This is a genomic window from Croceicoccus sp. Ery15, from assembly GCF_020985305.1.
In the GTDB taxonomy this organism is placed as follows: domain Bacteria; phylum Pseudomonadota; class Alphaproteobacteria; order Sphingomonadales; family Sphingomonadaceae; genus Croceicoccus.
Window position 1 is genome coordinate 511,767 of sequence record NZ_CP087588.1, and the last position, 19,878, is coordinate 531,644.

At 59.7% G+C, this 19,878-nt stretch carries 15 protein-coding genes; 7 read left to right on the forward strand and 8 right to left on the reverse strand.

Annotation, left to right across the window (positions count from 1 at the left end):
* Positions 1-13 precede the first annotated feature (13 nt).
* Entirely contained in the window at positions 14-1,282 is a 1,269-nt protein-coding gene (locus LOZ77_RS02605) for a metallophosphoesterase family protein (protein WP_230280658.1), read from the forward strand.
* A gap of 194 nt (positions 1,283-1,476) precedes the next feature.
* On the opposite strand, the gene LOZ77_RS02610 is transcribed toward LOZ77_RS02605, so the two are convergent.
* A complete protein-coding gene (locus LOZ77_RS02610; RefSeq protein WP_230280659.1) occupies positions 1,477-2,532 on the reverse strand; it encodes a nitronate monooxygenase family protein in 1,056 nt (351 codons plus the stop codon).
* Positions 2,533-2,605: 73 nt separating this feature from the next.
* Positions 2,606-3,079, reverse strand: a complete 474-nt coding sequence (locus LOZ77_RS02615) for an Lrp/AsnC family transcriptional regulator (RefSeq protein ID WP_230280660.1) — start codon at positions 3,077-3,079, stop codon at positions 2,606-2,608.
* Between the two features lie 76 nt (positions 3,080-3,155).
* Between LOZ77_RS02615 and LOZ77_RS02620 the strand changes: the two genes are divergently transcribed.
* The 3 genes from LOZ77_RS02620 (at position 3,156) to LOZ77_RS02630 (ending at position 4,356) form a co-directional block, all read left to right on the forward strand.
* On the forward strand, positions 3,156-3,329 hold the full coding sequence (locus LOZ77_RS02620; RefSeq protein ID WP_230280661.1) for a hypothetical protein: 174 nt from the start codon (positions 3,156-3,158) through the stop codon (positions 3,327-3,329).
* Positions 3,329-3,520, forward strand: coding sequence for a hypothetical protein (locus LOZ77_RS02625; protein ID WP_230280662.1), 192 nt, complete (start codon positions 3,329-3,331; stop codon positions 3,518-3,520). Before LOZ77_RS02620 ends, LOZ77_RS02625 begins: the two co-directional genes overlap by 1 nt.
* A gap of 63 nt (positions 3,521-3,583) precedes the next feature.
* Positions 3,584-4,356 (forward strand): IS5 family transposase gene (locus LOZ77_RS02630; protein ID WP_156170621.1). Its coding sequence is split into 2 segments (ribosomal slippage): positions 3,584-3,902 and positions 3,902-4,356, totalling 774 coding nucleotides; the frame shifts between segments, so codons are not numbered across the junction.
* A 449-nt stretch (positions 4,357-4,805) separates the two neighbouring features.
* On the opposite strand, the gene LOZ77_RS02635 is transcribed toward LOZ77_RS02630, so the two are convergent.
* Positions 4,806-6,156 (reverse strand): IS3 family transposase gene (locus LOZ77_RS02635; RefSeq protein ID WP_230280663.1). Its coding sequence is split into 2 segments (ribosomal slippage): positions 4,806-5,820 and positions 5,819-6,156, totalling 1,353 coding nucleotides; the frame shifts between segments, so codons are not numbered across the junction.
* A 72-nt stretch (positions 6,157-6,228) separates the two neighbouring features.
* Here LOZ77_RS02635 and LOZ77_RS02640 point away from each other — a divergent pair.
* Positions 6,229-7,227, forward strand: a complete 999-nt coding sequence (locus LOZ77_RS02640; RefSeq protein ID WP_196846159.1) for an IS110 family transposase — start codon at positions 6,229-6,231, stop codon at positions 7,225-7,227.
* A gap of 297 nt (positions 7,228-7,524) precedes the next feature.
* Here the strand turns inward: LOZ77_RS02640 and LOZ77_RS02645 are convergent, their stop codons facing one another.
* Complete coding sequence (locus LOZ77_RS02645; RefSeq protein WP_230280664.1) at positions 7,525-7,779, reverse strand: hypothetical protein; 255 nt, start codon at positions 7,777-7,779, stop codon at positions 7,525-7,527.
* A 74-nt stretch (positions 7,780-7,853) separates the two neighbouring features.
* Positions 7,854-8,663 (reverse strand): universal stress protein, encoded by an 810-nt coding sequence (locus tag LOZ77_RS02650; protein WP_230280665.1) that lies wholly within the window; start codon positions 8,661-8,663, stop codon positions 7,854-7,856.
* 251 nt (positions 8,664-8,914) lie between these two features.
* Between LOZ77_RS02650 and LOZ77_RS02655 the strand changes: the two genes are divergently transcribed.
* Positions 8,915-9,874, forward strand: coding sequence for an MBL fold metallo-hydrolase (locus LOZ77_RS02655; RefSeq protein ID WP_230280666.1), 960 nt, complete (start codon positions 8,915-8,917; stop codon positions 9,872-9,874).
* 225 nt (positions 9,875-10,099) lie between these two features.
* Here the strand turns inward: LOZ77_RS02655 and LOZ77_RS02660 are convergent, their stop codons facing one another.
* Positions 10,100-10,822: a PepSY domain-containing protein gene (locus LOZ77_RS02660; RefSeq protein ID WP_230280667.1), complete on the reverse strand. Its 723-nt coding sequence runs from the start codon at positions 10,820-10,822 to the stop codon at positions 10,100-10,102.
* 203 nt (positions 10,823-11,025) lie between these two features.
* Here LOZ77_RS02660 and LOZ77_RS02665 point away from each other — a divergent pair, with 203 nt between their 5' ends.
* The gene (locus LOZ77_RS02665) at positions 11,026-12,375 is read left to right on the forward strand and encodes an IS1380 family transposase (protein WP_230280112.1); all 1,350 of its coding nucleotides are present in this window, start codon (positions 11,026-11,028) and stop codon (positions 12,373-12,375) included.
* A 169-nt stretch (positions 12,376-12,544) separates the two neighbouring features.
* On the opposite strand, the gene LOZ77_RS02670 is transcribed toward LOZ77_RS02665, so the two are convergent.
* Together LOZ77_RS02670 and LOZ77_RS02675 are read right to left on the reverse strand one after the other, a co-directional pair.
* A protein-coding gene (locus LOZ77_RS02670; RefSeq protein ID WP_156170621.1) for an IS5 family transposase occupies positions 12,545-13,317 on the reverse strand; the annotation gives its coding sequence in 2 pieces (ribosomal slippage) (positions 12,545-12,999 and positions 12,999-13,317; 774 coding nt in all).
* Between the two features lie 436 nt (positions 13,318-13,753).
* A complete protein-coding gene (locus LOZ77_RS02675; RefSeq protein ID WP_230280668.1) occupies positions 13,754-19,195 on the reverse strand; it encodes an autotransporter-associated beta strand repeat-containing protein in 5,442 nt (1,813 codons plus the stop codon).
* Positions 19,196-19,878: the final 683 nt, after the last annotated feature.

Sequence of the window (19,878 nt, forward strand, 5' to 3'; positions counted from 1 at the left end):
CGGAGCGAGCAAGATGAAACCGGCTTTGCCATATCTTTTCGCCGCCAGCATGTTGTTCACCTGCGCCGTCCCCGTGACGGCGCAAGATACCGCACAGCCTGCACTTGCACCCGCAACCGTCGCACCAGAGCGTATAATCCTGAATCTGACCGAGGATACGGCGCATGAAATGGCAATAAGCTGGCGCAGCGCCCCCGGCCTTGTCGGCAAGGTCGAATTTGCGGTCGCGACGGCAGGGCCGGATTTCGCGAAAAGCCCGATGGTCGTTGCTGCAGTGACCGATGACGCGACCTATGCGGTGCAGGAAAACCCCGCCTTTAGCGCGGCCTATCATTCAGCGGTGTTGCGCGATCTTCAGCCCGAAACTGTCTATGCCTATCGTGTGGGCGACGGGACGAACTGGTCGGAGTGGTTCCAGTTCCGCACCGGTTCCGAAACGCTCAAGCCGTTCAGCTTTATCTATCTGGGCGACATGCAGAACAATGTATTGTCCGAGGCATCGCGGACCTTGCGCATGGCGTTTCGCATGGGGGGCGAAGCGGCATTTGTGATCCACGCGGGCGATCTGATCAATCGCCATAATTCCGACCGTGAATGGGGCGAATGGTTCGCAGCGGGCGGTTTTCATTATGCCCAGACGCCGCAGATGCCGACGCCCGGCAATCACGAATATGGCAAGGACGAGGTCGCGGCCGCAGGTTCTTCCGTGACCGGCCAGTGGCGCCGTCAATTCACTCTGCCCGAAAACGGACCGGCGGGGCTGGAAGACGGAGCCGAGACCTACTGGCACACCGATTACCAAGGGCTTCGCCTGATTTCGATCGATTCCCCCCAGCTTGACAGGAATGATGAGGCGCGGGCCGAAACGCTGGCATGGCTGGAAGGTTTACTGGTCGACAACCCCAATCGCTGGACTGTTATTTTCCTGCATTTCCCGCTGTTTTCCAGCGAACCCGACCGTGACAATCCCAAAATACGCGCTGCGCTGAAACCATTAATCGACAAGTATGGCGTCGATCTGGTGCTGCAGGGTCACGATCACGGCTATGCACGCGGCTCTATCGACGCAAATGGCCCCGCCGATGATGGCGAGGGCGCAACCTATGTCGTATCGGTCGCGGGGCCCAAGATGTACGAGGTAGGCAAGCTGGATTGGGCGCATAGATCGGCATCACGTACGCAGAGTTTTCAACTGATCGATGTGAACGGTGACGAACTGGTCTATCGGTCATTTACCGCGAATGGCGACACGCTGGATGCGGTGACGCTACATAAGCCCTGAGCAACACGCTGCATTATCACCCGAACTGGACCTTTCAGCAGCTTCCTCTTGCCAGGTTGAGAGCTAAGTGTATCTAGAAAATAGATTATTTTTATCAAAGATGTCGTTCGGTGTTGTCTGTGGGTTCACCTCAGAACGAATGAATGGACGGCAGCTTGCGAAATTTTGATCCGTCTCGCGGAACTGCAGCTCTGTTAGCGAATTCCGGATTGGAGTTCCGCACTTAGAATCTTGACGAGATCGGCTGCCGGAAAATTGCGAGATAATGGTGCGCCTTGTCCTGCCCATTGAGCGGCGTATCCGGTCTCGCCAGTTGCCTTGGCTGCGGCGATCAGCGCCTTTCCCGCGTCATAAGTCATTGGATAGCCGGGATGCGGCAAGCCAACGATGCTGCCCCATTGCGTAAACTTGTTGGGCAATCCTCGTGCTGGCCGTCCGGAAATGGCGGAGGTCATCACTGTGTTCATTGCAGACGGACTAGCCAAGGCCTTGCGATATGCGGCATCAGCGCTGCTTTCGGGACAGGCGACGAAAGCGGTGCCCAACTGGGCAGAGATCGCACCCAGGTCAAGCGCGGCACGGATGCCCTGGCCATCCATGATTCCTCCTGCTGCGATGACCGGCAGCCCACATTGCTGCACCAGCAGGCGGGTGAGTGCCATCGTACCAAGCCGACTGTCAGGCGCGTCCTGATCGAACACTCCGCGATGGCCGCCCGCTTCCCATCCCTGTGCCACAACCCCGTCGATCCCAGCATTTCTTGCGGCAACCGCATCTTCAAGATTTGTGGTAGTCGCCAGCAACAGACAACCGGCCTCCTTAAGTGCGCTGATGCGTGCGGCATCGGGCAGGCCGAAGTGAAAACTGACAACGGCAGGCGCTGTCTCGATCAGGAGGGCCAGCATGTCGTCGTCCTCGACGAAGCTTTTGTAGATCGGACGAAGCTCTGTCGGGGGCTGTACACGGTATTTGTCGAACAGTGGCGTCATTGCCGAGATCCACGCCATTTCGCGGGCAATGTTGCGCTGCGCCGGTTGATGGACGAAGACGTTGACGTTGAACGGCCTGGCTGTGAGTGCCCGCACGCCTGCGATCATCTCACGGGCGCCAGCGTCGTCGGTCGCTCCCACGCCTATCGATCCCAGCGCCCCCGCATTGCTGACGGCAGCACACAGTCGCGGAGTGGATACGCCCGCCATCGGTGCCTGTACGATGGGAAGCGAAACTCCCAGATTTTCCAGCAAAGACATACATTCACCATAGCATGGCGCATGGCAAATGCCGCTGTCGATAACCGGACTGTTCAGGATTACCTCTCGCAGCTCACTTCAAGGACGTGGCGGTCGAATGCATTTCGCGAATGACGACGAATGTCTTGAAACTGCGAACGCGCTCGTCTGTGGCGAACAGCTCTATCGCGGCATCGTCGTAGTGCTCCATGTCGCGTGCCACCATACGAACGATCAGGTCGATCTCTCCCGTTACATTGGCGCAATCGACAACTTGTGAGTGACTCACGATCTTTGTCATCAGGTCGCGGATCGTCGGACCGTCCTCGCGGTCGAGCGTGACTGTGACCAAGACCGACAGGTTCCAGCCCAGCGTCGTGGGCTTCACGATCGCAACCTCGCCTTCGATCGCGCCCGTTTCCCGTAAGCGCCTGATCCGCCGGTAGCAGGCCGGAGGGGACAGGCCGACTGCCTCGGCAAGCGCCGCGACTGGCTGGCGCGAATCCCGTTGCAAAAGCTCCAGCAGATGCAGGTCGAACCCGTCGAGATCGGATTTTGCGGAAGGCATGATCTTACCGATAAACTTTATCGCGAATGGTTCAACTTCGATCACGATTGATGTCGGCCGAGGCTAAGATACAGCCATGGAAAAAATCAGAAGTCTAACCACCGGAATCTCGGAAAAACTCATCGCCATCGGCGCCATGCTGGTCGCGATGATATGTATCAGCGGCGGAGCGACGATCGCCAAGCAGTTGTTCCCCTTGTGGGGCCTTTCGGAGCATCAGCGTTGCGTCTGGGTTTTGCGGCAGTTGTGATGGCCTTGGTATTTCGACCTTGGCGGCTTTCGCTGAAAGGCAATTGGCGGGCATTGTTGCTCTACGGCCTGTGTCTCGCCGGGATGAATCTGGCGATCTACGGGGCCTTGCAATTCATCCCTTTGGGAATTGCGCTCGCGATCGAATTTACAGGCCCGCTCGCCGTGGCCATGGCAACCTCTAGGCCGTAAACTCATAAACTGACTTGCGCGGCGCGGGCGCGGTTGATTCAAGGCTTCGGGAAGGAGCTTTGGATGACGCGTCGTAGATTTGAACTGACCGATGATGAGTGGCTGGTGATCGAGCCGTTGTTGCCGAACAAGCCTCGCGGGGTTCCGCGTGTGGATGACCGGCGGGTCATCGACGGGATATTGTGGCGCTTTCGCACGGGCAGTCCTTGGGCTGATATTCCCGAGCGCTATGGCCCACATACCACCTGCTACAACCGTTTCGTGCGCTGGCGCAAAGCCGGTGTGTGGGACCGCCTTCTCGAAGCGGTGAGCCAAGCCTTCGACGGCGAGTTGGTCATGATCGACAGTTCTTCCATCCGGGTCCACCAGCACGGTGCGACCCTAAAAAGGGGGACCCAAATCGCTGCATGGGACGTTCCCGGGGCGGTTTGACAACCAAGATCCATGCCCTGGTTGATGGTCGCGGCCTGCCGATCCAACTGCATCTGTCCGAAGGCCAGGCGAGCGATTGCCGTGAGGCCGAGAGGCTGCTGGCCGCCGTGCCGAACGCCACCACCTTTCTCGCCGATAAGGCTTATGACAGCGATGCCATTCGCAGTCAGATCACCGCGCAGGGTGGCTTCGCCAACATCCCAGTCAAGCGCAATCGTCGCAAAGGCTTCGCGTTCAGCAGCTTCCTGTATCGCTACCGTAATCTGGTCGAGCGTTTCTTCGGGAAACTCAAAAACGCCAGAGGCTTGGCCACCAGATACGACAAACGAAGCGATAACTTCCTCGCTGCCATCAAGCTCTTCTGCACACGCCTATGGATCGCCGCTAATGAGTCTACGCCCTAAGCTAAAACAAATCAAAGTCAGGACGCGGATCAACTTCACCGTGACCGAATAGTCCGACACCCCTCGGAGTTCAAGTCAATCACCGTCTGCAAGGTTTGTATCCCGGAAATTCGTTGCACATTCCCCGGATGCCGGCTTTTGGTTTCACTGAAGCCCGAAGCGACACGGCATCATTGACAGCCGCGAGGAACATCACCTCAGGTCTCCCGTGGAGGTTAGAAGCTGACCCGAGCTCCGCCCACGAACCGACGGGGGACACCCGGCCGCAAACCGAATGGGCGCCGACTGACTGCGTACTGGTCATCGAAAAGGTTATCGACGCGCGCAAAGAGGGAGAACTTTTCCGTAAGCGCGTAGTTTCCCGCAAGATCAAAGTGTCCGTCGTCAGAACATTTGGCACAACTCGCGGCGTAGGTTTGCGGAGTGCGGGCCTCGTCTGAGGTTTGATGTTAGGCGGCGAGCCTGCGGTGTTGCAAGCGCCGATGTTCGAGTGTCTTTCGCTTGATCCTTTCTCTTCGTTTGATGATGGCAGGAGCCCTGCCGAAGTAGGTATCGGCAGGTGTCACATTGTCGAGGCTCTCGTGGTATCGGCAGTGGTTGTAATGCTCGACGAAGGCCTCGATCTGCTGGTGGAGATCGCCGGGCAGGAAGTAGTTCTCTAGCAGCACGCGGTTCTTCAGGGTCTGGTGCCAGCGCTCGATCTTGCCTTGGGTCTGTGGGTGGAAGGGTGCGCCGCGCACGTGGCTCATCTTGTTGGCCTCGATGTATTCGGCCAGTTCGCCAGCGATGTAGCTGGGGCCATTATCGCTGAGCAGGCGGGGCCTGTGCAGCACGTTGGCGTGATCGCAGCCTGAGGCTGCTAGCGCCATATCGAGCGTGTCAGTGACGTCCTCGGCTCGCATGGTGGTGCAGAGCTTCCATGCAATGATGTAGCGCGAGTAATCGTCGAGCACGGTCGACAGATACATCCAGCCCCACCCGATGATCTTGAAGTAGGTAAAGTCTGTCTGCCACATCTCATTCGGGCGCGTGGTCTTCGTGTGGAACGCCTCTGCCGCCTTGATCACCGTATAGGCCGGGCTGGTGATGAGGTCGTGGGCCTTGAGCAGGCGGTAGACCGTGGCTTCGGACACGAAGTAGCGCTTCTCGTCGGTGAAGCGCACCGCCAGCTCTCTCGGCGATAGCTCGCTGTGTTCCAGAGCCATGTCGACGATCTGATCCTGAACCTCGGGCGCGATCCTGTTCCACACCCGGCTCGGCGTCGATGGCCGGTCTGCCAGCGCTTCGGGCCCGCCTTCAAGGTAGCGATCATACCAGCGGTAGAAGGTCCGGCGAGCAACGCCGAGCTGGTCCAGCGTGCGCTTGGCGGGCAGGTGCGATTGCTCGACGATCCGGATGATCTCGAGCTTCTCGGATGCGGGGTATCTCATTCGTCGCCTCCCCCATCCGCGATCATGCTTTTTTGAGCAAGCGGTTCTCCAGGGTGAGGTCGGCCACGCACTCCTTCAGGTCGCGGGCCTCACGGCGCAGGTCCTTCACCTCGTCCGTGGTCGCAGCGCGGGCCGTGTCACCGGCGAGGCGACGCTTGCCAGCCTCCATGAACTCTTTGGACCAAGTGTAATACAGGCTCTGGGCGATACCCTCGCGGCGGCAAAGCTCGGCAATGGAGTCATCGCCTCGTAGCCCATCGAGCACGATCCGGATCTTGTCTTCCGCTGAGAAGTGTCGGCGGGTCTTGCGGCGGATGTCCTTTACCACCTGTTCGGCGGGCTTTTTGGAGCTTGAGGATTTGGGCTTCATCTTATGGGATGGACGTCTCCCGCAATCGGGCCAAAAAGATTGCAGCAAAAATAGAGCAGAGGAGTTCATCACATGCACATGCTGGCGATCGATTTGGGTAAGCAGTCCTTCCACATTTATGGGATAAGCGACGATGGCGAAGTGGTATCGCGCAAGGTTGGTCGGGCCAAGCTCGTCGACGCGGTGACCAGATTACAACCGCGTCTGGTTGCGATGGAAGCTTGCGCCAGCTCGCACCACTGGGGTCGCACCTTCGAGGCGCTGGGACATGAGGTGCGGCTCATCCATCCGCGGTTTGTGAAGCCGTTCGTGAAGGGATCGAAGAACGACGCAGTCGATGCCGAAGCCATTTTCGAAGCGGCAACCAGACCAACCATGCGGTTCGTGCCGCTGAAGAGCGTCGAGCAGCAGGATCTTCAAGCCCTGCATCGAACACGCGACAGGCTGGTCGTCCAGCGGACCGCTTTGATCAACCATACGCGCGGGCTTTTGGCCGAGTATGGCATCGTCATGCCCGCTGGCGCGTCCCGCTTCCGCTTGAAGATCGACAAGATGATTGAGACCGCCGAACTCTCGGACTTGGCCAAGCCCCTGTTTCGACAACTCGTCGAAGAGTATCGCGACCTTGATACCAGAGTGTCGGCTCTCGATGACATGCTGGTCAAGATCTGCCGCACTGACGAGCGTTGCAAGCGCCTGACAACGCTGCCTGGCGTTGGACCGATCGTCGCGACCTCCTTGGTGGCCGCGATCGACGATGGCCAACACTTCAAATCGGGCAGAGCCCTCTCTGCCTGGATCGGTCTGGTTCCGCGACAATACACGACGGGCGGCAAGCCAAGGCTTGGCGGCATCGGCAGCAGAGCCAACCACTACCTTCGGCGGCAACTCATACACGGGGCTCGATCGGCATTGCTGAGGATCAGCAAGCACGAGGACCGGCGATCAAAATGGGCGCAGGATCTGCTATCACGAGCTGGGCACAACAAAACGCTCGTCGCCATGGCGAACAAGACGGCTCGCATGGCATGGGCGATATTGCGCAGCGGAGAGAGCTACAAGATCGCGTGACCATGGCTCAGCGCTGAGCAGGATCACGAATGGCTTCAAATGCGGGGTGAAGACTTGATGGTGTAACGGCACGGACCGCCGCTTCACAGCCTGTAAGGAACGATGGCCTTCGAGGCCGCTCATCTTAGAAGGCACTGAACCGCGCGGATTCCCATCATGGCCAGGAGCAAATCCGCTTCAATCGATAGGCCGGATAGATTCACGCATCCAATGCCGCAGCAACATCAAAGATCCACCTTGCGCGGGAGGCGTCCATAGATTCGTTCCTTCGTCACTACGACGAAGCCCAAATCCTCCTTAAATCACAACCTCAAATCTGTGCCATTGGCGCTGACGGGGGACACTATTGCCAGCGCGCAGCTGGCCGAGGTTGAGGCCAAGCTCATTGATCTCAAGGGATTGCGCGACGAGCTCTCGCGCATGGTCGAAAGCTGCAAACAAGGTACGGTCGCAGAATGCCGTGCTGTCGATGTCTTGACGCTCGATCTTACCCAAACCGAATAAGATACCATTGAGAGCAATTGCTAGGGGATGGGCAAGATGCGAGGCCACAACCCTGAGTCCAAAATGCGATCGATTTAGTGATCCGCCTCTCAAGACGACAGCCAATCACCATACCTCGGAGCTCAGTTTGATAGAAACCACGACATGGATCTGTCTTTCAAAATCTTTTGGGTTGCCCCGCCGAACAGACGCTCTACGAAATTTTCGCCCGTGCGAATGCCGGCCACAATTAAGTCGGTCTCCTTATGCCTTGCGAGGCTGATCAATTCCGCGCAAACATCGTGCGAGGATAGTGGCACATGCTGGTCGCAAGCACGTACGCCATGGTTCTGGAGATATATGACGACCTTGGACAGGCTCTCGGAGGAAACCTCATCTCCGACGCCAACAACGGTGATCTTCTCCGCCAAAGCAAGTATTGGGAGCGAAAAATGCAGGGCTCGGCGAGCCTGAGCGGTATCTTTCCAGGCGACCAATATGCGCTGGAATTCTCGCTCATTTTTTTGTTCCCCCAGGATCAAAACTGGCACTCCCGTGCGAACTGTAAGTCCTCCGGCGTTTGGGAGCACGCATAGCTCGGGTTCTTTTGTACTTGAAACTAAGAGATCGCTGGTCAGCAGATGGCCTAGTAGGGCTTTGTCAGGATTGCCGATGCCCGAACACCATTCTGCGGTAACGCTCGCTGACTCAAATACCGTTTCGAAGGCGCCGCGTGCTGCCGCCAGTTCCCTCTTAACAGCGCGCTCTTGTTCGGCACCCGACAGCACATTTTGTGTAACAAAATCCGACACCGAAGCGCGGGGCCATGCATATGAGAGCGCTGAGACCCGCGCCTCGAGCCTCGTAGCCAACGTGCGGGCTCGGATCAGGATTTCCCGCACGCTGCTGTGCGGGGACGCATCAACGATCAATTCACGGTAAGGCATGGCCATTCTAAAACTTCACCTCTTCGAACTATCCTAACACCCTGATAGCGGCGCAAGAGTCTCTCGTACTCAGTATCCAATATACACCACTCGCGGCTTTCGGGGAAACGAGCGACAGCGGGTGGAGATTTATCCGTTTCCGTGGTGAAGCACAATTCAAGTAACTGGTTTCCAAAGCGTTGGGCTGGTACGCTCGAGACGCCTAACCGGAGGTGACTTTGACAAAGCGCAAGCTCACAACTCTCGCAAGTATCCTATTGGTTGCGTTCATCGCTATTGCTGTAATCACTGTTGATTTTTTCATCGACATAGAAAGGAACAACGTCGAGTGGCAGGATCGCAAGATGGTTTCAGTCGGCAATTTCGGATCGGTTGATGCCGTCGATATCACCCCTCTTGTAAACTGGTCTTCGCGGAACGATGCTCTTTCAACGGAGGCCGGCGTCAGCTACCTCATTCGTACCGTGGACCAGACCATCTTGTTCGATGCAGGATTTAACAGAGATGAGGATAGTGTAAGTCCCCTTGGGAGAAATATCGAGGCTCTTGGAATAGATCCACGCGAGATCGGCACCGTGTTCCTTTCACATCTACATCGCGATCATATGGGAGGCGCATCAGCTGAATCGGCCCGCCGAATTGAGCCAGGAATAGACGGGTTCTCCCTTGGGGGGCGCAGAGTATTCTCCCCGGAAAGCTTGGACATGCCGGACAGCGCCGTTACCGAGTTGGTATTGCCCTCGGCGATCGGTCCGGGATTGGCAACTACAGGACCGATCGGAAGAAGACTGTTCATCGGACAGGTCAACGAACAAGCTCTTGTTATCAATGTGAAGCGGAAAGGCTTGGTAGTGATCGTGGGTTGCGGACACCAGACTGTCGACAAATTGGTGACAAGAATTCATGAGAGCTTCGCGCAGCCAATTTATGCAATTGTTGGCGACTTACATTTTCCGGTCCCGGAAGGTAGATTGAAAATATTCGGCGTCGATGTGCAACGGCGTTTGGCCTCGGGAGATGGTCCGCACGCGCCAATGACTATGGAAGATGCCAACTCATTTCTCGCGTGGGCGCGTCAAAGCGGCATCCGCTTTGTTCTCGGCGGTCATGACACCTCGGATGAATTGCTGCGACGACTGACGAACGATGCAGCGATTGAAGGGCAAATCGCCTGGGTCGGCGAGACTGTTAGCTTTGGTGAAGGCTCACCACAGTGACATCAGAACCGCAAATATCGCTCCAATACACGTCAGCACCAACCCTCTGAAGCGAAAAGGATTGGCGTAGACGAGGCACAACTCACCCCATCAGGACAAAAAGCCCGGAACCCGGATATATGCAGCGTGACGACGAAGATACTGGCCAGAGCGCCACCGTACTTTTCCGCTCATTGCACTCGAAGAGCAAAAGAGACGGAATCTTTGGCTTAATCGCGCCCGAGCCTAATTTGACCTCTGCTCGCGGCGAGTTATTTCACCCGTGATGCGGTCGATATGGAGTTCTACGTCCTCACCGTTCTCATCACTGGCTAGTACCCAGTACTTCCCACTTTCCTTTTCGCGCTCGATCTTGCGGATATTCGAGAATCCCTCGCTCTCCAGCTTGGCTCTCACGGCGTCTTCCGAAAGTTCGGCGGGATCATCTGAAGAAGCGCTGTCTCCTTCAACCAACTCGCCTGTCTTGGCATCCAGGAAGATCTCTACTTCTTCGCCTTCAGGGTTGCGCGCCTTGACGCAAAATTTCTCGCCTTCGCGCTCTATCTCGGTTATATTGGTGAAACCTAGGTCTTGGGCCTTTGTAAGAATCTGTTGAATACTCATCCGTTCGCTCATCGGATCGCCATGCACTTCTGCGTCCGGAATTACATCTCCGGTTGTGGCATCGAAAAAAACCTCGACCCTCTTGCCATCCTGATCGAGCGCCTCGACGCAATAGCGCCCTTCCTCGAGCTCTATTTCGCTCAGGTCGGAAAATCCCAGCGACCGAGCTCTTGCTATGATCTCGCTCATCGAAAGAACGGTTTGTGAGCTGGGGGTTGCCGATACCGCTTGCTCGCCCGCGGTTTGAGCATGGGCAATTGAGGTATACCCCGAGCAGGCAGACAGCACCCCCAGAGCAACCACACCGCCAGCCAACCGCGCAACTCCAATGTGTAATCTGGTCATCTCTCGTTCCTTCTCTCTTCGTGTTCGTCCAGCGGCTCACAGTAAAGCTCGTAGAGAACCGCAATTATCTTTTTAACCCGTCGTATTCACCAAACCGGTCCTAAAGGGTTAGCGGGAGTGGCCTAAGCTTCTGATCTGAATTAGGAACTGGGTGTCTAAGCCGAACCTGCCGCAGGGCAGAAAATGCCACAGGTCACCCCCGCATGAACAACGATATCGCAAGCGCATTTGGATTCCCAGCAGTCGGCCGCAAGAAAGTCACAGCCGCTTTCGACGGCGGCCGGCTTACCTCGGATGGCGGCGTGTTGCTGCTGGCACAGGCCGAACGAGCGATGGGGATCTGCCAGCGGCTTGCAGCCTGCATTTCCGATCCGCGTGACCCGGGCAGAGTGGTGCATCACCTCGACGATATCCTGCGCGCCCGCATCTTTGCGATCAGCTGTGGCTATGAGGACGCCGATGATCTCGACGCTCTGCGCGACGATCCGGGCTTCCGCCTGGCGCTGGGCAAGCTGCCGGGATCGGGCGTGGGGCTTGCGAGCCAACCGACCATGAGCCGGTGGGAAAATGCGCCGACTACGCGCGAGTTGGCCAGGATGATGGCCGCGATGATCGACATCTACTGCGCCAGCTATCCCGCCGCGCCGGCGGCGGTGACGCTGGATATCGATGACACCTGTGATGTCGTGCACGGCTATCAGCAACTCTCGTTCTGGAACGGTCATCACGGGGAGCGCTGCTTCCTGCCGATTCATGTCTACGACACCGCCACCGGTCGGCCGGTGGCAATGCTGCTGCGCGCCGGCAAGACACCGTCGGGCGCCGAGGCTGCCGGACACATTCGGCGCCTGGTGCGCCATCTTCGGCGGCACTGGCCCGATACCCACATCACCATCCGCGGCGACGGGCACTATGGGCGGCCCGAGGTCATGACGTTGTGCGAGGCGACCGGCGTCGATTACGTATTTGGTCTGCCGACCAACGCCGTGCTGCGTGCCGATCCCGAAATCGTCACCGTCGCCGATGCTTGTGCCGTCAGGCGGGCTCAACGCCAATGCCCGGTCCTGCGCAACTATGCCGAGACCCGCTACGGCGCCAAAAGCTGGAAATGCCAGCGCCGCGTCGTCGCCCGGATTGAGGCCAGCACGCTGGGCATGGACATCCGCTATGTCGTCACCTCGCTGACCGAAGGCTCGGCCGAGCACATCTACGACACGCTGTACTGCGCCCGCGGTCAGGCCGAGAACCTGATCAAGCGCCACAAGAGCCAGCTCGCCAGCGATCGCACCTCGTGCCGCTCGGCGGGCGCCAACCAGATGCGCCTCATCCTGCACACCGCCGCATACTGGCTCCTGTGGCGAATCCAGCAGGAAATCCCAAGAGCCACCGCACTCGCCACCGCCGAGTTCGCCACGCTGCGCCTGCGCCTGCTCAAGGTCGCTGCCCGCGTCATCGAAACCGCCACGCGTATCCGCGTCGCCTTCGCTTCGGCTTGCCCGGATGCCGGTGTGTTCAAGGCCATCACCACCAGTCTGCGACCAGCGCCCACATAGCAAGAGCGGCGGTGCCGCCGAACCCCTGAGCCCCAGTCCATCAACCTCGAAAAGCCCATTGCTCCTGCCGCGGTGAAAAACGCCGGTGGAGGCGTGCGCCTTGATCAATCAGGCACCGCCACATCGCCGTCCGAACAACACGAAGCGGTAGCCTCATGAATAGGACGGGCTAGGGCGTAGACTCATTAGCGGCGATCCATAGGCGTGTGCAGAAGAGCTTGATGGCAGCGAGGAAGTTATCGCTTCGTTTGTCGTATCTGGTGGCCAAGCCTCTGGCGTTTTTGAGTTTCCCGAAGAAACGCTCGACCAGATTACGGTAGCGATACAGGAAGCTGCTGAACGCGAAGCCTTTGCGACGATTGCGCTTGACTGGGATGTTGGCGAAGCCACCCTGCGCGGTGATCTGACTGCGAATGGCATCGCTGTCATAAGCCTTATCGGCGAGAAAGGTGGTGGCGTTCGGCACGGCGGCCAGCAGCCTCTCGGCCTCACGGCAATCGCTCGCCTGGCCTTCGGACAGATGCAGTTGGATCGGCAGGCCGCGACCATCAACCAGGGCATGGATCTTGGTTGTCAAACCGCCCCGGGAACGTCCCATGCAGCGATTTGGGTCCCCCTTTTTAGGGTCGCACCGTGCTGGTGGACCCGGATGGAAGAACTGTCGATCATGACCAACTCGCCGTCGAAGGCTTGGCTCACCGCTTCGAGAAGGCGGTCCCACACACCGGCTTTGCGCCAGCGCACGAAACGGTTGTAGCAGGTGGTATGTGGGCCATAGCGCTCGGGAATATCAGCCCAAGGACTGCCCGTGCGAAAGCGCCACAATATCCCGTCGATGACCCGCCGGTCATCCACACGCGGAACCCCGCGAGGCTTGTTCGGCAACAACGGCTCGATCACCAGCCACTCATCATCGGTCAGTTCAAATCTACGACGCGTCATCCAAAGCTCCTTCCCGAAGCCTTGAATCAACCGCGCCCGCGCCGCGCAAGTCAGTTTATGAGTTTACGGCCTAGTCCAGCTCAGCCAGCCTCCGCCGCCAACATGCCCTCATTGTCGTAGAAGATGGAGAAAAATGATCCGTAGAAATCTGCCAAAGTAGTGCTAGGGTCCAAACCCAATCAACCTCTTGAAAAACGTTGAACACATTGATTCAAGGGTTATTCCACTGGATACGCCTCATTGCCGTCCGCTAGCAGGGAACTGACCAGGGTGCCTCGTTGGTCTGACAGAGCCATTAGGGCCAGTGGATCAAACCCCACAACAGACAGGCCGAAGACATGACCGCACCCGAACCCTTGATCGCAGGGCGCCGTCCAGACATGACAGGATCTGCGAATTGCCTGGCGGGAGCTGGTCAGCCCCCGCCAGGCGAAGTTCAGAAACGCAGCGACACATTCGCCCGCCCGGCGTTGCTCATCCCGTAATTGGCGATCGTGCCGCTATAGCCTGCACCGATCGTAAGCCTGTCAGACAGCTTGTAGTTCGCCGCAATGTCGACGATCGCGGCATCCCTCGCGAGCGGAGCGCCGGCCACGGTGAATGACGGATCGCCTGCCGCGAAGCGCATGGTCGCTGTCGTCGCCTTACCGTCCAGCGCGTGCTGCCACTCACCCGAGAAGGTGACCGCGAACCGCTTTGCCGGATCAAGCGGCACCTGCGACTTGAAACCAATCGAACCGAAGGTCCAATTTGATTTCTCTGCCATGCCGTCTAGAGCAAGAGTTCCACCATTTTCGGCGAAGCCACGCCGATCGAAGCGGATCCAGTTGACCCCGATAAAGGGTTCGATTGCCCCATTACCCAGTGGCATTTGGATGCCAGCGCGCGCAAAAGCTCCATAGGTTTTTGCATCGTACGACGCCGCCGCTTGCTGGTCGATCGATCCCAGGCTGAAATCGCGATTGGTATCGACGTCAAAGTCGGCGATCTGGGCTCCGGCTGACAGGTTGATCGGACCAAGTTTCGATCCAGCATAAAGATCAAGATGCTTGCCAGAAATCTTGGCATTCGAAAGCCGGTCGCGCAGCTTGAGACTGCCATCCGTGTAACCGATCGCAATGCCCATCTTTGATTTTCCGCGGGTCAATTCCAGACCGCCAATCACGCCAGTAGAATTACGCTGATACCCTGCAGCGTTGCGATCACTCGACCAGTCGTCTTGCGCCCCGACACCCTGGATCCAAAGCGCGGGGCCGTCATGCTTCGGCAGATCGAGCCGGCCAAGCACGGCCCGGCGGTTCCGATCGCTGTCCTGCACCAGAGCGTTGGCAACGGTCGCATGGATTTCGCCTGACAGGTTGTCGAGAATGGCGCGTGCGCCCTTCGCCGATTGTCCGACGATCGCGTAGTATAGCTCGCTCTCCGATGCGAAAGCGGCGTTGATCGCGCCACCTACGCTGGCCTGGTTGTAGGTCACCGCGATGTCGGCGAACGCGATATCGTTGCGCGTCAGAACCAGGCCGACGCCAGTGGCGCTATACTGCAGCGTTGGCATCAGGAAGGCGAGATCGGTCTGCACATTGTCGAAGCTGCCTTCGACCGTACCTCCCGAGATGATCGTATAGCCGGTCTGCGGAGCATAGTCGCCATACGCCGCGAGCACCTGAACCGTACCGCCTGCAATAGTGACCGTGCCAGTGGCTGACAGCATATCCGCCTCGCCGGCCGCATTGGCATTGACGATCAAGTTCGAACCGGAAGCAAAAGCGACGTCTCCGTCAACCAACATCGTGCCCAGACCATCACCGGCCACCGAGACCATCGAACCCGATGCGGCGTCGATTCCGCCAACAATACCGGAGCCTGCCAGCATCGTGCCGTCCTGCAAGGTGATTGCCGATCCGCGAAGGTCTCCGTCCACAGTGAGACCGCCTGCGGACACTGTCGTGTTGCCGCTAAAACCGTGAGCGCCGGAAATCGTCAGCGTTCCTGCACCCGATTTGAGGAGTGAGCCGCTACCGTAAAGCGTCCCGTCGAACGTAGCATCATCAGGCTGAGCCAGTTCGAGTGCCGCATTGTTGAGAACGTCACCGGTGAGCGAGTTGGCCGATCCGATCAGTGTGCCGCCTGCGATAATCGTGCCGCCGGTGTAGCTATTAGCGCCGGTGAGCGTAACCGCGCCGGTGCCGTCCTTGGTCAGTGAGCCGCTGCCGGAGATATCGCCGCTGAACCCGCCATCGCTATCCTGATCGATGACCAGCGCCGCATTGTCGAGCACATCCCCGGTGAGCGAGTTGGTCGAGCCGATCAGTGTGCCGCCAGCGATTGTGGTGCCACCGGTATATGTGTTCGTTCCGTTAAGCGTAAGCTCTCCGCCGGTCAGCGCGAAGCCGCCGGTGCCGCCGATCGCGCCGTCAAAGCTGCCCGAGCCATCGGTGATGGTCAGCGACTTGTCGCCCAGCGCCACTTCGCCAGCACCGCCCAGGGTCTTGATCGAAGCGCCGTCATTGGTGCCGCCGATATCGAACGTGCCGTCGGCGATGACCTTGGACGAGCCTTCGATGCTGCCGTCGCCGGTCAGTGCCAGCGTGGTGCCGCCAGCGATGGTGGTGTCGCCGGTGTAGCCGTTGGTACCGGTCAGGGTGATCTCCCCGCCGGTCAGCGCGAAGCCGCCGGTGCCGCCGATCGCGCCGTCAAAGCTGCCCGAGCCATCGGTAACGGTCAGCACCTTGTCGTCCAGCGCCACTTCGCCAGCACCGCCCAGGGTCTTGATCGAAGCGCCGTCATTGGTGCCGCCGATATCGAACGTGCCGTCGGCGATGACCTTGGACGAGCCTTCGATGCTGCCGTCGCCGGTCAGTGCCAGCGTGGTGCCGCCAGCGATGGTGGTGTCACCGGTGTAGCCGTTGGTACCGGTCAGGGTGATATCCCCGCCGGTCAGCGCGAAGCCGCCGGTGCCGCCGATCGCGCCGTCAAAGCTGCCCGAGCCATCGGTAACGGTCAGCACCTTGTCGTCCAGCGCCACTTCGCCAGCACCGCCCAGGGTCGTGATCGAAGCGCCGTCATTGGTGCCGCCGATATCGAACGTGCCGTCGGCGATGACCTTGGACGAGCCTTCGATGCTGCCGTCGCCGGTCAGTGCCAGCGTGGTGCCGCCAGCGATGGTGGTGTCACCGGTGTAGCCGTTGGTACCGGTCAGGGTGATCTCCCCGCCGGTCAGCGCGAAGCCGCCGGTGCCGCCGATCGCGCCGTCAAAGCTGCCCGAGCCATCGGTGATGGTCAGCGACTTGTCGCCCAGCGCCACTTCGCCAGCACCGCCCAGGGTCTTGATCGAAGCGCCGTCATTGGTGCCGCCGATATCGAACGTGCCGTCGGCGATGACCTTGGACGAGCCTTCGATGCTGCCGTCGCCGGTCAGTGCCAGCGTGGTGCCGCCAGCGATGGTGGTGTCGCCGGTGTAGCCGTTGGTACCGGTCAGGGTGATCTCCCCGCCGGTCAGCGCGAAGCCGCCGGTGCCGCCGATCGCGCCGTCAAAGCTGCCCGAGCCATCGGTGATGGTCAGCGACTTGTCGCCCAGCGCCACTTCGCCAGCACCGCCCAGGGTCTTGATCGAAGCGCCGTCATTGGTGCCGCCGATATCGAACGTGCCGTCGGCGATGACCTTGGACGAGCCTTCGATGCTGCCGTCGCCGGTCAGTGCCAGCGTGGTGCCGCCAGCGATGGTGGTGTCGCCGGTGTAGCCGTTGGTACCGGTCAGGGTGATCTCCCCGCCGGTCAGCGCGAAGCCGCCGGTGCCGCCGATCGCGCCGTCAAAGCTGCCCGAGCCATCGGTAACGGTCAGCACCTTGTCGTCCAGCGCCACTTCGCCAGCACCGCCCAGGGTCTTGATCGAAGCGCCGTCATTGGTGCCGCCGATATCGAACGTGCCGTCGGCGATGACCTTGGACGAGCCTTCGATGCTGCCGTCGCCGGTCAGTGCCAGCGTGGTGCCGCCAGCGATGGTGGTGTCACCGGTGTAGCCGTTGGTACCGGTCAGGGTGATATCCCCGCCGGTCAGCGCGAAGCCGCCGGTGCCGCCGATCGCGCCGTCAAAGCTGCCCGAGCCATCGGTGATGGTCAGCGACTTGTCGCCCAGCGCCACTTCGCCAGCACCGCCCAGGGTCGTGATCGAGGCGCCGTCATTGGTGCCGCCGATATCGAACGTGCCGTCGGCGATGACCTTGGACGAGCCTTCGATGCTGCCGTCGCCGGTCAGTGCCAGCGTGGTGCCGCCAGCGATGGTGGTGTCACCGGTGTAGCCGTTGGTACCGGTCAGGGTGATATCCCCGCCGGTCAGCGCGAAGCCGCCGGTGCCGCCGATCGCGCCGTCAAAGCTGCCCGAGCCATCGGTGATGGTCAGCGACTTGTCGCCCAGCGCCACTTCGCCAGCACCGCCCAGGGTCGTGATCGAGGCGCCGTCATTGGTGCCGCCAATATCGAACGTGCCGTCGGCGATGACCTTGGACGAGCCTTCGATGCTGCCGTCGCCGGTCAGTGCCAGCGTGGTGCCGCCAGCGATGGTGGTGTCGCCGGTGTAGCCGTTGGTACCGGTCAGGGTGATCTCCCCGCCGGTCAGCGCGAAGCCGCCGGTGCCGCCGATCGCGCCGTCAAAGCTGCCCGAGCCATCGGTGATGGTCAGCGACTTGTCGCCCAGCGCCACTTCGCCAGCACCGCCCAGGGTCTTGATCGAAGCGCCGTCATTGGTGCCGCCAATATCGAACGTGCCGTCGGCGATGACCTTGGACGAGCCTTCGATGCTGCCGTCGCCGGTCAGTGCCAGCGTGGTGCCGCCAGCGATGGTGGTGTCACCGGTGTAGCCGTTGGTACCGGTCAGGGTGATCTCCCCGCCGGTCAGCGCGAAGCCGCCGGTGCCGCCGATCGCGCCGTCAAAGCTGCCCGAGCCATCGGTGATGGTCAGCGACTTGTCGCCCAGCGCCACTTCGCCAGCACCGCCCAGGGTCTTGATCGAAGCGCCGTCATTGGTGCCGCCGATATCGAACGTGCCGTCGGCGATGACCTTGGACGAGCCTTCGATGCTGCCGTCGCCGGTCAGTGCCAGCGTGGTGCCGCCAGCGATGGTGGTGTCGCCGGTGTAGCCGTTGGTACCGGTCAGGGTGATCTCCCCGCCGGTCAGCGCGAAGCCGCCGGTGCCGCCGATCGCGCCGTCAAAGCTGCCCGAGCCATCGGTGATGGTCAGCGACTTGTCGCCCAGCGCCACTTCGCCAGCACCGCCCAGGGTCGTGATCGAGGCGCCGTCATTGGTGCCGCCGATATCGAACGTGCCGTCGGCGATGACCTTGGACGAGCCTTCGATGCTGCCGTCGCCGGTCAGTGCCAGCGTGGTGCCGCCAGCGATGGTGGTGTCACCGGTGTAGCCGTTGGTACCGGTCAGGGTGATATCCCCGCCGGTCAGCGCGAAGCCGCCGGTGCCGCCGATCGCGCCGTCAAAGCTGCCCGAGCCATCGGTGATGGTCAGCGACTTGTCGCCCAGCGCCACTTCGCCAGCACCGCCCAGGGTCGTGATCGAGGCGCCGTCATTGGTGCCGCCAATATCGAACGTGCCGTCGGCGATGACCTTGGACGAGCCTTCGATGCTGCCGTCGCCGGTCAGTGCCAGCGTGGTGCCGCCAGCGATGGTGGTGTCACCGGTGTAGCCGTTGGTACCGGTCAGGGTGATATCCCCGCCGGTCAGCGCGAAGCCGCCGGTGCCGCCGATCGCGCCGTCAAAGCTGCCCGAGCCATCGGTGATGGTCAGCGACTTGTCGCCCAGCGCCACTTCGCCAGCACCGCCCAGGGTCTTGATCGAAGCGCCGTCATTGGTGCCGCCGATATCGAACATGCCGTCGGCGATGACCTTGGACGAGCCTTCGATGCTGCCGTCGCCGGTCAGTGCCAGCGTGGTGCCGCCAGCGATGGTGGTGTCACCGGTGTAGCCGTTGGTACCGGTCAGGGTGATGCTGCCGCCCGTGCTGCTGTTGGTTATGGATAGTGAGCCGGGAGTGCCTTCTACAGCATCATTGAAGGCGCCTGAGAAAGTGGAATCATTGCCGTTCTGATCAATGACCGCCCCATCTTCCCCAATCCCAAAATCTTGAGAATAGGCAGAATCCGGCTCGTCTACCGTCAGGGTACCGCCTTGGAAATTCCCCGAATCTCCAAGATCGGACGAATTCGTATCTCCTGATATGATCGTCTCTACGGGACCAGAAGGGGTGACGGGCGCATTACTGCCAGGATTAGGACCAATTGGCGCAAAATATACGCCTTTATCATAGGTGGTTCCGGTATACTGATCAACAAATAGCACAGGGCTATTTACCGTATCCGACAAATTGAGCGACAAAAAACCGAGACGGTATGTTCCTGATGTATCCACACTGTACGTGGAAACTTGCCAGCCAGTTGCGCCGTAATTTCCTGTTGAGTAATTTCCGGTTCCGAGAACTGTTGCACCAAGAAGAGCATACTGGTCTTTATTGTTATTTACAGTCGCCAAAATTGAATTATTGTCTATATTTACCA

Bases quoted from the DNA above. Each gene is read 5' to 3' on its own strand.
- LOZ77_RS02675 (WP_230280668.1), bottom strand. From the start codon at position 19,195: ATGTTCGATATCGGCGGCACCAATGACGGCGCTTCGATCAAGACCCTG.
- LOZ77_RS02640 (WP_196846159.1), top strand. From the start codon at position 6,229: ATGCACATGCTGGCGATCGATTTGGGTAAGCAGTCCTTCCACATTTAT.
- LOZ77_RS02625 (WP_230280662.1), top strand. From the start codon at position 3,329: ATGGCCTTGGTATTTCGACCTTGGCGGCTTTCGCTGAAAGGCAATTGG.
- LOZ77_RS02605 (WP_230280658.1), top strand. From the start codon at position 14: ATGAAACCGGCTTTGCCATATCTTTTCGCCGCCAGCATGTTGTTCACC.
- LOZ77_RS02610 (WP_230280659.1), bottom strand. From the start codon at position 2,532: ATGTCTTTGCTGGAAAATCTGGGAGTTTCGCTTCCCATCGTACAGGCA.
- LOZ77_RS02620 (WP_230280661.1), top strand. From the start codon at position 3,156: ATGGAAAAAATCAGAAGTCTAACCACCGGAATCTCGGAAAAACTCATC.
- LOZ77_RS02660 (WP_230280667.1), bottom strand. From the start codon at position 10,822: ATGACCAGATTACACATTGGAGTTGCGCGGTTGGCTGGCGGTGTGGTT.
- LOZ77_RS02650 (WP_230280665.1), bottom strand. From the start codon at position 8,663: ATGGCCATGCCTTACCGTGAATTGATCGTTGATGCGTCCCCGCACAGC.
- LOZ77_RS02615 (WP_230280660.1), bottom strand. From the start codon at position 3,079: ATGCCTTCCGCAAAATCCGATCTCGACGGGTTCGACCTGCATCTGCTG.
- LOZ77_RS02665 (WP_230280112.1), top strand. From the start codon at position 11,026: ATGAACAACGATATCGCAAGCGCATTTGGATTCCCAGCAGTCGGCCGC.